This is a genomic window from Pelagicoccus mobilis (assembly GCF_016595505.1).
In the GTDB taxonomy this organism is placed as follows: domain Bacteria; phylum Verrucomicrobiota; class Verrucomicrobiia; order Opitutales; family Opitutaceae; genus Pelagicoccus; species Pelagicoccus mobilis.
Window position 1 is genome coordinate 74,206 of the sequence record NZ_JAENIL010000024.1, and the last position, 13,397, is coordinate 87,602.

Sequence of the window (13,397 nt, forward strand, 5' to 3'; positions counted from 1 at the left end):
AGCGGCCTGTTAGGTCAAAGCCTAAAACGTCATTGTATTAGCTATGTGCTGACGAAGCACTGTGCGTATTTTTCGGACGCTAGTGGGTGCGTTCGTATGAAGAGATCTGTGCAGGCATTCTGTGTTCAAAACAGGTGAAACTATAACCCTATGTATACCTATTATGTAATATATTAATTCTCAGTCTAACCATCTCGTTGTATCCATTAATCCAACTGTTACTATGATTAAAATACGAAATCTAACTCTCACCGGTGTGTTTGCGTTTGGGATCTTTGCAAATTCAGGCTCATCTATCGAATTCACATTCTACAGCGACACAGGCGATCTCCTCTCTACTGTAGATGATCAAGGGGGATCTATCGGCACTTTCGCCGAAGAACGCGTTAGGCCGGGTTTGCCTGGCTTGTTGCGGCACGAAGACCGATTAACGGTTGAGGACCCTGAGTGGATAGAGTCTCGGTCATTTATCGCTTACGCTTCGGATAGGGCCGTGACTAGCTCGAGCGCGGTTGCAGAGCTATTCTTTGATAGTTACGAAGGGGGGGCTGTTCTAGGATTGTGCAACATTGATTTGAAGATGGCTCAGGGGTACCTTCGAGAGGAGAATCGTAGTTCAGTGGGTGGCGACGGATTTATTGAGTTTATGGTCGATCGGGATGTATCGTTTTCCGTCGTTGGACATCTGAGTACTACTATGCTTGACCGAGATGAAGTAGAGGCGGAGATCCTCGCAGAGGTAACCCCTTCGGATTGGGCGATCGGAGGGACTTTTGGAGAGTTTATTGATTATCTGTTTCCAGAATACTTGTTGTACAACGAGTACCACGGTGATTCCTCCCGGCGAAGTCGAGTCCGCTACACCGGTAGCACTGAAATTACTCAACGTATTGCCTATGGTCCTCACTCTGGTGGCGGACTGACTTACGGCGTCTTAAAAGCTGGAACCAAATATCGACTCAGACTGGCGGCTATTGTGCGAAGCAATGATCCATTGAAAGTAAGTGCAGAAGGTGAAATTTGGATACAGTTTGGCGAGCCCCGAGGTTCATTTCCTCCGATTGTTACGAAGACTTCTAATGAGGATGGGAATTCGATTATCAAAAATGGCGGTTTTGAATCGAACGATTCATCGTGGGAATTTGATTCAGGTGTGGATGAACGCGATCCGAGCTCTGCTGGAAATGCGATTTCGATGCTGGCTTGTCCGGGAATTGAATCTAAGGGTGCGATGGTCTTGTGGAAGCCTCCGTATACAGAAGGAGCAAAATTGTGGCAGAGGGACATTAGCTTGGAACCAAATACTGAATACGAACTTCGGTTTGCCGCTTATTCCTACAAGGGGAGGGGAATGTGGATTTCCTTATACCAAGATGGAAAGCCTGATGTCTCCTATGGCATCGAAAGGCAATTGTTCAGTCTAAAGGATAGATGGAAGACGTATCGTATCGCATTCAAAACAGGTGGGAGCGGTCAGGTGATTGACGATGCGGTTCTATGCTTCGGGATCGATGATCCTCCAGCCCTTCGATATTTGGAATTAACCTACTTAGACAACATTCAGATTGTTCCCAAGGGTACTCCGCTGCCTGAGAGTGACGAGGAAGAGGAGGAACCTGATTCCAGCGAGATTCCTCAGCTTGCGCTTGGTCCAAATTTGATCAGAAATGGAGACTTCAGTGTTGGTAGGGAGAACTGGATTACATCGGTGGCTGGAATTCTCGATCCAATTGGTGGATACTTTGAGCTGTTCTCTGGTTTCGGCACTGACTGGCTTGGGCTTCTTGTCAACGCCTGGGATCCTGATCTGCTGTACTACGTATCGCAATCAGGAATTAGCTTGAAGCCAAATACTGACTACCGCTTGGTCTTTATGGCGGATGCGACTGATTGGTCACCCAATCCGAGTATTGGGGATTTGAGTGATATGCGAGTCTCTGTATTCAAGGAGTCGGCACCAGGCGTTAACTATGGGCTTGATGAACATCAGGTTTCGTTGACTGGGGCAAATATGGCGATTGTGCAAGGAATGAGAGTCTTCACGGTCGAGTTTACTTCGAGCGGATTTACGGAAGAAGTTGATGACGCTTGTCTGCAGTTTTCCTTCGCCTCTGGCGTACCTGACCATGTGCTTTATCTCCTGGATGAGGTGGGACTCTTCGAAGTGACTCCAGTCGATAGTGAGCCGGAGCCGCAGGAAGATTTAATGCCAATTGGTCCGAATCTTGTTTCGAATGGAGGCTTCGAATACGGAATGTCCTTTTGGGGCTACTACCAGTTTCCTGGTCACAATGGGAGCAGCTATCCGGCGGGAGTGTATACGGGAGTGGATCCTCATGGACGATTGACCTTCAAAATGGACTCCAGCACTGCGAGGGAGAACATGCAGCTCTATCAGTACGGAATCTCGTTGGAACCCTATTGTAAGTACCGTTTGTCGTTTGCCGCTCGCTCTCGGGCAGGGCAGGATGTTCGTGTAAATCTGACTAAGCACTTTAGTCCCTACACCAACTACGGATTAAGAAACGTGAAGGTGGATCTTGTCGATGAAGAGGAAGACGGCCTGCGATTGTATACGGTGGATTTTGAGACGAGAGGCTTTTCCTCCCGTGTTGTAGACGCGCGTCTTTGGTTTTCCTTTTCTTCTGAAATTGTTGGTGACGCCTTTTACGAAATTGATTCTGTCAGTCTGCATAAACTAGGTGAGAAAGGCGAAACCGAACCTGAGCCCAGTGATGATGAGAAGAATAATATCGTTGAAGATGGTGATTTTGATATTATCCTTGGTAAATGGAGCTTCGTTGTCGATGGAGGGGGAAGTGCTCGAATTAGGAGTCCCGGATATCTAGGGTCTAGCGGCTATGCTCATTTGTATTTTGATCAGTATAAAATGACGAATGCCCAGCTTTTCCAGTATGGATTGTCATTGGATCCTGATACTGAATACGTACTGCGGTTTGCTGCTAAATCGAATACGGGAAACGATATGCGCGTTTCGCTATCTAAGCATACGACGCCCTACACGAATTACGGGTTGAATCGTCGCCACATTGATCTTTCGACTGGTTGGAAGGAGTTCGAAATCCCTTTCACTACAAAAGGGTTCGGCTCAAGCGTTTCAGATGCTCGGCTCTACTTTTGGTTCGCTGACGATGTAGAGCCGTGGGATCAATATTGCATCGACAATGTATGTCTGCTTAGGGCGGACGAGATTCAAGAACCTGATCCAGAGCCGGAAGTGAAAATCAATTTTCTTGGGAATGGTGATTTCGAGGAAAACCTTTCCGCTTGGAAATTCTATACTTCAGGAGATGGACGCTCTCTGTGGGGAGATGGTGGATACGACGGGTCTCTTGGATACGCTCGACTGGAAATCGACGAAAAAGCCTCGAACATTCAATTGTGGCAAGAGGGGGTTGTGTTAGAGCCCGATACCGAGTACGTGTTACGGTTTGCTGCTAAGTCCAACTCGCGACGAGCTGTGAGGGTTTCCCTTTCTAAGCACACGAGTCCTTACACCTTGTATGGACTAAATCGGGTACGTGTCGATTTGTCGGACGAGTGGACCTTGCATAAAGTCAGATTTAGAACGAGCGGCTTTAATCGTGCTGTTTCCGATGGCCGGCTCTATTTCTGGTTGGCTGATGATGCTCTAGCGGGAGATGTCTATTGCATTGACGATGTTTGTCTAGCGATAGTCGAGTCTCAGCCCAGTACTGGGCCCAAGCCAGATGGGGAGAATGTATTGAAAAACGGGGAGTATGAACCTGATCTCGCTAATTGGTATTTTTATACCTCAGGTTCGGGAAGGGCAGAGTACTCGAGTTCAGGATACGATGGTTCGAGTGGATACGCACGAGTTACCGTCGATTCCGATGCCGATAACGTTCAGCTGTGGCAGCAGGGAGTTCCGCTTGATCCCTATGCAGAGTACGAGCTTAGCTTTGCTGCGAAGTGCAGTTCCGAGCGAAACCTGAAGGTCTCGCTCTCCAAGCACGGCTCTCCATACACGGGTTATGGACTAAATCGGGAGTTGGTTGAATTAAGCACGGAGTGGCAGATGCACAAAATCCGCTTCACTACTACTGGGTTTGCTAGTTTCTTAAATGATGCCCGTCTGTTTTTCTGGTTCGCTGACAGCGCTCGTGCTGGCGATGTGTACAGTATCGACCAAGTCTGGCTAGTGAAAGTACCATCGGACTGAGTTGAAATTGTTTTCGGTTCCTCGCTGTGTTGTTCATGCGTCCGATTTTCTGGCCCCTGGTCTCGTGGAGAGCTCACTCGCCTCATTATTGGGCAACCGGCGGGCTGATAGACGTCGCCGGTGGGGAGTGTTTAGTTCGTTTACGGGGCTCCCCGTCTGAGTCCGATCCTGTCTAAGGTATTGGAAGAGAGTCAAAAGAGAAGGCCGACCTCCTCTCGGAGATCGGCCTTCATGGGTGCAGGGGCTGGATTTGAACCAGCGACCTTCAGGTTATGAGCCTGACAGTTGCATTGATAGTCAATGATTTGCGTTGAATTTGACAAAATTTCGGGCAAATTTGAGCCTATGAATACCCCTGTTAAGCTTAGTGTCGCGAAGTTTAAAAATCCCTCTGGCAAATTGTCATGGCGTGTTTCGGGTACCGTTAATGGAGTGCGGGTTCGCAAGAACTTCAAGACGCGGCCTCTGGCTGAGGGGTACAAGCAAGAGGAGGAGTTGGACTCTATAAAGAATGAGACGTTTCGAGCTGCGATTACTACTCTGACGGATCGTCAATTGTCCGACGCTCAGGCGGCCTATGCCCGCCTTGGTGCGACTCATTCGATTTTGAAGGCGGTCGACTACTACCTGAAGCACTATCGGGCTCCAGTCTCCTACAACCTAGTTTCGGACGTGCTAGATGAGTTCTATGACTGGAAGCGGTCGACTGGGGTCAGGGAAAGGTCCATCAAGCAGCTTAGGAGTTCTCTGAGCCGCTTTGCGGATGTGACCAAGGACCTTCTCATCCATGAAATTAAGCTTCAGCATTTGCAGGACTACATCGATCGACAGAGCTGGAAGCCGAAGACTCAGAATAATTTTCGAGCTGACATTCATTCCTTCTTCGAGTGGTGCAAGGCCAAGCCTCGGGAATGGATAAAGGACAACCCTGCTTCCGATTTGCCGAAGTTCAAGATCGAGCGGGGGATTCCGCACATTCTCGATTTCAAACAATCGAAAGACCTCATGCACTATGTGGCGTGGAAGGATGCTGAGATGGTGCCTTATTTCGCCTTGGCGCTGTTTGCGGGTATCCGTCCACAGTATCCAACCGGCGAGCTTGGCAAGATCGCTCAGATGGGGGCTGAGGCTTGGGATTTGATCGATTTCCGTAACAAGGTCATTCGCATCCCGCCGAATATTTCGAAGACCGGAGAATATCGTACGATCAACATTCAACCTAACCTAGCGGAATGGCTAAAGCCTTTTGCCAAGGAGAAGGCGTCAATCGCCGTCACTAACTTCGAGCGTCGTTTGAAGAGGATTCGAGCAGAGAAAAAGCTCGGTCACGATGTGCTTCGCCACACCTTCATTTCGATGCATGTGGCCAAGTTTAAAAGCGTAGGGAATACAGCGCTACAGTCCGGTAACTCTGAAGCTATCGTTCGCCGTCACTACCTCAAGATGGTGGCGGAAAACGAGTCGAAACGGTTCTGGGCGATTAAGCAGCCTACCCAGGAGGAGGTTGGGGCGTTGAAAGAAGAAGAGGCTCGAAAGGAAGCTGCAGCGAAGGTATGATCTCCCTTCGCGCTTGGTTTCGTCTATTCGTTTAGCGTCTTCTCTGCCTCTCGTAGCGTATCCAAAATCTCCTCGAAGGGTGACGGCGTGCGGAAAAACATCTGCTCCATCGCCTTGTAGTCCTTTTTGAGGTTCTCGATGGCTTCCGGCTTGGGGAGGAGCTTGAAGGTGCCTCGTTTGGCGGTATCGTAGTTCGCCCAAGAGGAACGGAAGAAACGTGATTTGTGCTGTACGACGCGGTTTAGGAGTTCGTCGCTCTGGATCGCTTTTTGGCGGACGGGATTGTCCCAGAGGGCTGCGAAGTCGGCGTAGTGGCGCGAGAAGCGGTCGCGGTTTCTGAGGTTCGGGCGATGGTGTTCGGCGTGGAGGATGGTCGCTTTCTCCCAGAAGGTTCGCTCGATCTCGAGGGCCACGACTTGAGCTTTGCTGTCGGCGAAGTGCCCGGGGGCGAGTTCGTCGATCATGGCGGTCACTTCGCATGAACCGGTGGGGCGTTGGTCGGTGAGCGAGCCAAATTCGAGCTTCACCCAGGGCGGTATGTAGCTGCCTTCTTTCGCTTTTCGGTCGGATGGATAGTGGAAGAGCAGGACGGGCGAGTTCGTGCCTCCGTCTAGCTCGTAGCTTAGCCAAGGCTCGTTGCCTTCGACTTCGCCTAGGATGTTGGAGATCTCGGTTTCCAAGAGCGGCTGGAGTTGGCTTTCGACCGCGTCGGCACAGGCTTTTTGCAGCGCTTCGCTCAATCGATTCCGCTTTGTGTTGGATAGCTCCGCGTCCTCGAGGACGCTCTCTTCGCAGCCCAGAAAGCCGGGGTCGACGGAGAGGTCGATGTCTTCCGAGAACCGATGGATGGCGTTGTAGACTTTCGAAAGAGAGGTACCTCCTTTGAAAACGCAGTTTTGCGAAAGGGGTTCCGTTCGAAACAGGATGCCAAGCAGCCAGCATACCCAGAAATCTTTCTCTACTATCGTTGTATCGATTCCTTGGGTACCTTGGTATTGCTGGAAATAGAGCTGCCGTTCGCTGGCCGGTAGGGTGGCGAATGTGTTCATGTTGCAGCCCCTTTCTTCTCTGCGATCGCACGAAGGTGCGGACGCATCCATGCCGGCGCGAGTCGCAGGTCGCCGATGAGTTGTTTGGCTTGTCGCGCGTCGATCGCTTTGGCGATGGTGGCCACGCTTTGATCGCTTACGTTGTCTTCGCCGATGTAGCGGAGCGCTTCGATGATCAGACCTGAAACGCGGTCGGCAGCGGCCACGCGCTTGGGGGTTACGTGCTTGAGTTCGATTGCAAGCTTGCCCACTTCGACTTTTCGGTTGGGGCCATCCGATAGGAATACGACACGAGCCGGCACTTGCTCGGACAGGTGGAGTAGATTGGCGGCATAGGCTCCGGTGGGAAGGAGCCGTACCTGGTCTCGCCCTTTCAAGGCCTCGACAATGGTTTCGATGGAGGGCGTCAGTTCCCCGAGGACGGGGTGCGTCTGAGGGAAGGCGTAAAGTCCTCGCCCGATCCGTTTGATATCCCCCGCCGCCGCGTGACGGGACAAGGCCTTGGCTATCGCCGTCCGTTCTCCGAGGTCGGCGAAATCGGCGGAAGTCCATACGGAACCTCTCCCTTTGCCTCTTATTTGGCTAATTAGCTTTTTATCAATGGATAACGTCACTTTAAGGATGGAAATAGTGTCACGAAAAAGTGTATTTATTTGTGACAAACTGTTTGCTCTCTAGGAGGCTTGCAAGAGCAATTACATGCAGAGTTTGCTAAAACGTGAGGGAGGAGGAGAAGGAAGCGGAAAGGGCTGCCGCTCATGCTGCCAAGTCATAGCCTCTTCTCAGCTGGGGAGTCGTGTTGGTTCGGGGAGTGGGGTGTTCTTGTCCCACTCTTCTAGATCGATTGGGAAGTCCTTTTCGGGTTTGGGATAGCCGTAGGTGAAGGGGGATAGCCTTGTGGCTCGCTTAGAGGCCCACAGGAGCCATTTCTCTTGTTCGGGTGTCAGGGCTTGGCTCTGGGAATCTCTCCAGCGTCTTTCGCATTTGGCGACGAAATCGGCGACAGCTTGGGATCGGCGGTCTAGTTCGACCGCTTGGAGTAGGGTACGTTTGTGCTCCTCTTCGAGTTTGTAGGCTAGGCGTCGTCGTTCTTCCTCCTTGGCTTCTTCGGCCCATCGCCGCTTTTGTGCCTCCCTTTCTCGCTCCCAGGGGATGAGTTTGTCAAATGATTGTATTATGTTTTCAATCACGCGTGCGAGGATCCATTCAATTGGTTGAGTCGCGGTTTCATTCCAGGAGCGTTGCCCGGGGAAACCCTCCTCAGAATCGAGTCGGAACTTTAATCGTCCGTTCAAAATGTGTTCGTAGCGGGGATTGCCGGAGTACGTGAGATTGTAGCTTTTGGTTAGGTCAGGTATTTTCTTGTCGTACTGCTCTTCGATTTCGATCCAGGCGAGGGCCCCTTGTTTCGAGAATCCGTACCGTTTGTGTTTTTCGATATTTCCAGTTTCGATCCCAAATTCCTCCAGTGTGCAAATGAGGGGATGAAGAAAGCGGATCGCTTTGCTGCGAGTCTGTTGCGATACGATAATCCGAAAAGACTTATCGTTGCCGTCCGTGCGGCAGTAACCACCGGGGGAAGGGGTGTCCGCTTTGATTTCTTCCTCCATGCGTTCCGCCTCTGGGTGAAGCGTTTCGTCCTCGGTCGCGAGAGGGATGGTTTCGGGAATGATTCGCCGTTTATTATTGTTGCTGTGTTCGTTGCTCATCTCGGAATCTGGGATCTTTCATGAGCTCCATTGTGAGCTGACGATCTGTTATGCAACGAAGATAGTTTCGCGGTGGTATTCTAGAAAGGTCTGGGATGGGGGGAACCGTAGTGGCTGCGTGATTTCTTTCCCTTCTAATCGAATGAAATTCTCCTTGATTGATTGGACTGTCATGTGATCGCGGATACTCTTTGAGAGAACGACCCTAAGCCTTTCGTCCAGGGTGATGAGACCTTTGTCGAAAGCTGCGTCTTGGGTTTTCGCAAGGCAAAGGCCGTTTGCCGGATTGAGCTTCTCGTTGGCCTTGCTGGCCGCCCAGGGCTTGATATGGCTGGCAGTTAGGAGTTGGGGAAGGGGATTGCCAGTTATGCAGCAAGCGTTCTGATAGTTCTCGAGGGTGATCTTTCGGAAGACGTTTTGATTGAAGCGTGCTTTGATGGTTCGGAGTGTTTCTTTGCCTTCCTGTCCCTGCCATTCGTCTAAGAGGTTTTTAGGGACGGTGAGCTTCCGGTCGAGGTGTTTAGGCAATGCTTGAGCTTCTCCAACAAAGTTCGCGTAGCGTTCGAGTAGATCGTTCTCGTAGGCGTGTTGTATCAAGAATTCCTGATACGCACGAATTGCGGCCGTACAGTATCCGTTTTGAAGATAACTTCGAGGGATACCCCGAATAATCCAAATGCTGGACCGTCCAAGGTGCTTTTGCTCATTGGTTGTTTCGTAGAGCTCCTCGAGTCGCTTGATCGACGTGACGGCCCAAATGTCTTGGCAGTCCGGAAAGCCTAGAGGCTCATGCGCTAGCATTTCGCTAAGCAAGTCCAGCGCCCGAAGATAGGAACTTGCTTTCCCGCTTCCAGGTATATTGATCGATTCTAGATGTCGCTGAAAGAGTTGCCGCATTTATGGGTGCTTAGTATGGGCTGCTCAGTTCTGATCCGCTTGCTTGAACGAACCCAAGACGGTGTTTCGGTTTTTGATGTACTGGGCGTTTGTCGGTTCAAGTTTGTACGCATTTTCGATGTGTTCGAGAGCCTTCTCTTTGTCTCCACCGAGGTAGTACACGACAGCGATCTGATTTTGCAGCTTCGCCGAGTCGGGTCGATTTTTAGACCATTCAGCGATCTTTGCTAGTTGTTCTAGGTCATGAGTGCCATGTTGCAACGATTCTGCAATTAGCTGAACGACATCAGCTTGTTCCTGATCGATTGATAGGGACTTGTTGAAGTAGGTGACTGCTTCGTCGTATTGCTCCAACCTGTAGAGTCCTCGTCCTACGTTCTCCCAAAAGTAAGCAGTAGGCCTGTTTCTGGAAGTCCAGGTTTGGACGAAACCTAGCATCGCGTCTCGTCCTTTTATCATTGCTAGGGTGTGAGCGTGTGTGCCGGCGATTGTATCGTCTTTTGGTAGTCGTTTAAGGCCTACTGAAGAGGCTTCGAGTGCGTGCTCATATGACTCAGTGTCGTTGTAGAAGATTATGATCTGTTGAATGATGTCTTCCGCCTCAGGCTTTTTAAGCCACTTCTGAGCTATGGAATGGGCCTTCTCGAACTTCTTCAGTTTTCCGGAAGTCAAGATATAGAGCATTGCGGCAAGCTCGTCTTCATCGTTTAGATCGGTCGCCTGATCGGCAAACTTGTGACAGTTCGCAATGTCATCCTCATTGTAGTAGGCGAGGCTTACATAGCTTAGTGTTCTTGGAGTCGGAGTGATGTCGCTACTCCTGGAATTGAACTTCTCGATTGCTTCCAATCCTCTCCATGCGTTCGTGAGTGACCTAACTTCGTTTTCGAGAGCTTTTTCCGGTGTTGCCTTACTGCAACCGACCAGAGCGAACGCCGATGCAGCGATGAATGATGTGAGTATTTGTACGATTGATTTCATTCCTTGAATTAGCTGCATTGGAAGATCATCCAGACTTTGGAGAAATCCTTAGATCGTGCGTCGGATTCTCGTATCCAAAAATACAACATGCCGACGTCGCCCCACATCCACTCGGTATCGTCATCGGTATCGAGTTGAAGAAGTAGTTTCCACCCGTGGGCGTTCTTCTTGAGCTCACTTGCTCGTGGATCGTTGTACCCAGTTGCGTCTCCTAGGTAGAGCCCGTTGGAGGCGAGTTGGCACTCGACGTCCATTTCCGCGTTTTGCGCAGGTGAGCAGTAGCCGAACATCTGGTGGCGAGGCTGGTTTTCGTAGAGGGCGGCCCGCTTGTTTTCGTATGCATCCCACTCCTCGTCATCTCCTTGCGGATAGTTCGGGAGGAGTTGGGCGTCTGGCAGCGTTTCGATAAGCTTCGGTGCTATCGCTTTTGCTTTATAGATGTACTCTTCTTCCATCCCCGCTGGGGCTGGACGTTCAGTGAATGTTTCAATCGCCGCTTCCGTGTAGAGGACTCGCCAACCTCCTAGGTCCTTGGGATCGAATCCCCAGACGCCTTGCTCCTGGTCGTAGAAAAAGTAGAGGTAGCCCGAGCTAGGAAGGAAGGACGCCTGCGTTTGATTAATTTCGCTCAAGTCTATCTGTGCAAGGAACGATTGGGGCTTTTCCTCCCACGTAGGCCACTCTAGATCGGGAGGCATGAGCGGAAGGCCACCTAGCTTCGTAAAACGACTATTGCTCGTCTGACTTAGGAAAACAGCAGGCTTTGCGCGCAAATGTGAAGCCTGTTGAGGAGCATTCATTGCTGTTTCGTCTGTTAAGGATTCGCTCGCTTGGGACGCTTTATTTCCGAGAAGTCGTTTGAGCCAGTTCATTCTAGTCTACTCCTATACCGCCGATCCCACTTCCAGTGTCTTCATTTCTTCGGCTAGGATTGAGATCACTTCCTTCATGCCTTTGTCTACCAAAGCGTCTTTGATCCATTTGTAGATTCGCTCGACGGCATCTTGAGTTGATTCGAGAGATTCCTCGGACAGCTTCAACCGCTTTGTGTGAACGTGAAGTGTAACCCATCTCTTGGGCATTACCTTTTTGCGTCTACCAGGATTGAATGGAGGCTTTGCAGTCTTTTCCCAAATTGGTTCGACCCAAGACTTGGGGGCATCGCCAGCAATCACCAATAGGTAAGGTGATTTACCTCTTAGGTTGATCTCAAAAAGTACTGTTCTTTCGCAATTACCCCATGCGGTCCCGTTCGTGTTCTGCGGTACATCCCAAGAGCTAGGCACAAACCTCAAATAGCTCCTAGATGATGCAGTTGGGATTATTCCAAGCTCGCTAGCGTTCTCTCGCAGAAGTCTTTGCAGCTCGTCGGATACGAGTTTCAGATTGTCCGGGCGGTGTTCGAAGATGACGTCGAGGGCGCGTTTGTGTTGCTGGTAAATCTTTTGGGCGATGCGGGCGACTTCGGAATCGTTCATGAATTTTTCTTCGAGGAGAGTAAGGTAGTTGCGGATGAGCATTGCGGGCTCTTCACCGATTGAGGAACCCTTCGACTTTATGGCTTCGGACAGTGCTCGATGCACCTGGTCGTATGAAGAGGGCAGATACGCGCTGTCTTCTGGCGTTTCGGGGTCTTTGGTCAGAAACAGATAGAGCTTTTGCGATGCCCTGGGAAAATGCTTCTCGACGATCTCCCGATAGCGAGTGAGTTGGTTAGAGTGCTGGGTAGACTTAACCTTGTTCTCGATGGCGACGACCCATTGCTCACCACTCGCATGTTCTAGAACGAGCAGTAGGTCGATATGGAACCATTCACGCCTCACCTCCACATTTAGAAGCGTCCAGGAATCAACATCGATAGGGGAGAGGCTGCTCATCCCGAACTCAGGAAGCTCGTGGAGAGTCCGCATGAGCCATTTCTTTAGAAAGAGATCATCGAGCCCGTGCGATTCGCTAGGATCGAGTAGCCACGCCAGCATATTCGAATGGCGAATCTCTCCGTATTCGAATTTCAATACTTGAAAAACGTTAAACCCACCAAGCTTCTCCTCAAGTTGGGCGAGTTCCGGACAATTGACGACGAGGTCGTTAATCGCGGCGTAATCAGATTCTGCGGTATCCATTTATTGAGATGGTTGGCGCTTCACTTGGTCGAGAGTTCGGCCGGATTTATCTTTCCAGTCGGCCCAGCCGTTGGAGTGGCGGGCGAGGGTAACGGCGGCGGCGCCGCTGGGTGAATTGAAGTTGAAGTCTTCCTGGTACTCGTACGATTCGCCAGCTTCGGCGAGTATTCCTTCTTCGACCATGCGGTCCCGTTTTTTGGCGAAGGGGGAGGCGGCGGCGCTAGGTGTGAATTCGGCTCGGGCCAGAGAGCCTTTGAGCACGATAAAACCGTCGGAAGTAAAAAGGCCAGTTGCTTTCACTGCGGGGCCCTCAAGGTACCATAGCTCTTTTTCTTCTTCTGGGACTCCGGCACTTTGTTTTTCGACGAGGGGTTTGAAGATGGGATAGCCGAGGCTTTCGAGGAGGAGAGAACCGGTTTCAAAGATCTCTTGGAGATCGGCCTTCATGGGCTCGGTGGCGAAGGGTTCGCTGCCGGCGTTGCCGTTGTCGAGGCGGTAGCGGTTGGCTTCGGTCGCTTGTGCGATGGAGTGCCACTCCAGCCACTTAATATGGGCTTGGGTGAAAGAGTGTGTCCGTGAAATCAATACGACTGCGGTAGTCCAAAAGTCCTTCTTTGCATCGTGGGATTTGAGACGAGCTTTGAGGTCCTCTGTCTGGCCGATGTAAGCGATTTGCTTGGAGTCGCTGTCATCACCTCCAAAGAGGAAGTAAGTGGCTATGTGGTCGGCCTCAGAGCGAGTGAAGAAGTGTTCTAGCTTTGTTCGCGGTATAGCGATTGCCTGAACGATTCGCGTAGTGAGTTCGGCGATACGGATGCCGGAAGGGGTTCCTTCGGGGAGGTAGATTTGGAGAGTTTTGCCGGTCATGAGTTGGAGG

The 13,397-nt window shown here is 50.8% G+C and carries 10 protein-coding genes; 2 read left to right on the top strand and 8 right to left on the bottom strand.

Annotated elements, in window-relative coordinates:
• Window positions 1-223 precede the first annotated feature (223 nt).
• Complete coding sequence (locus JIN87_RS13865) at window positions 224-4,204, top strand: carbohydrate binding domain-containing protein (RefSeq protein WP_200356173.1); 3,981 nt, start codon at window positions 224-226, stop codon at window positions 4,202-4,204.
• Between the two features lie 345 nt (window positions 4,205-4,549).
• Window positions 4,550-5,761 (top strand): tyrosine-type recombinase/integrase, encoded by a 1,212-nt coding sequence (locus JIN87_RS13870; RefSeq protein WP_200356174.1) that lies wholly within the window; start codon window positions 4,550-4,552, stop codon window positions 5,759-5,761.
• 23 nt (window positions 5,762-5,784) lie between these two features.
• Here JIN87_RS13870 and JIN87_RS13875 read toward each other — a convergent pair whose 3' ends face one another.
• From JIN87_RS13875 to JIN87_RS13910, 8 genes are all read right to left on the bottom strand, one after another.
• Window positions 5,785-6,810 carry a nucleotidyl transferase AbiEii/AbiGii toxin family protein gene (locus tag JIN87_RS13875; protein ID WP_200356175.1) on the bottom strand — a complete coding sequence of 342 codons (1,026 nt, stop codon included), beginning with the start codon at window positions 6,808-6,810 and terminating at the stop codon, window positions 5,785-5,787.
• Window positions 6,807-7,424 (bottom strand): DUF6088 family protein, encoded by a 618-nt coding sequence (locus tag JIN87_RS13880; protein ID WP_200356176.1) that lies wholly within the window; start codon window positions 7,422-7,424, stop codon window positions 6,807-6,809. The genes JIN87_RS13875 and JIN87_RS13880 overlap by 4 nt, the downstream gene beginning before the upstream one ends.
• A gap of 168 nt (window positions 7,425-7,592) precedes the next feature.
• Window positions 7,593-8,519 carry a hypothetical protein gene (locus tag JIN87_RS13885; protein WP_200356177.1) on the bottom strand — a complete coding sequence of 309 codons (927 nt, stop codon included), beginning with the start codon at window positions 8,517-8,519 and terminating at the stop codon, window positions 7,593-7,595.
• Window positions 8,520-8,567: 48 nt separating this feature from the next.
• The gene (locus tag JIN87_RS13890) at window positions 8,568-9,320 is read right to left on the bottom strand and encodes an HNH endonuclease (protein ID WP_200356178.1); all 753 of its coding nucleotides are present in this window, start codon (window positions 9,318-9,320) and stop codon (window positions 8,568-8,570) included.
• Window positions 9,321-9,440: 120 nt separating this feature from the next.
• Window positions 9,441-10,397, bottom strand: a complete 957-nt coding sequence (locus tag JIN87_RS13895) for a tetratricopeptide repeat protein (RefSeq protein ID WP_200356179.1) — start codon at window positions 10,395-10,397, stop codon at window positions 9,441-9,443.
• Between the two features lie 8 nt (window positions 10,398-10,405).
• The gene (locus tag JIN87_RS13900; protein ID WP_325176388.1) at window positions 10,406-11,269 is read right to left on the bottom strand and encodes a YwqG family protein; all 864 of its coding nucleotides are present in this window, start codon (window positions 11,267-11,269) and stop codon (window positions 10,406-10,408) included.
• 12 nt (window positions 11,270-11,281) lie between these two features.
• Entirely contained in the window at window positions 11,282-12,520 is a 1,239-nt protein-coding gene (locus JIN87_RS13905) for a PDDEXK-like family protein (RefSeq protein WP_200356181.1), read from the bottom strand.
• Window positions 12,521-13,387 carry a GIY-YIG nuclease family protein gene (locus JIN87_RS13910; protein ID WP_200356182.1) on the bottom strand — a complete coding sequence of 289 codons (867 nt, stop codon included), beginning with the start codon at window positions 13,385-13,387 and terminating at the stop codon, window positions 12,521-12,523.
• Window positions 13,388-13,397: the final 10 nt, after the last annotated feature.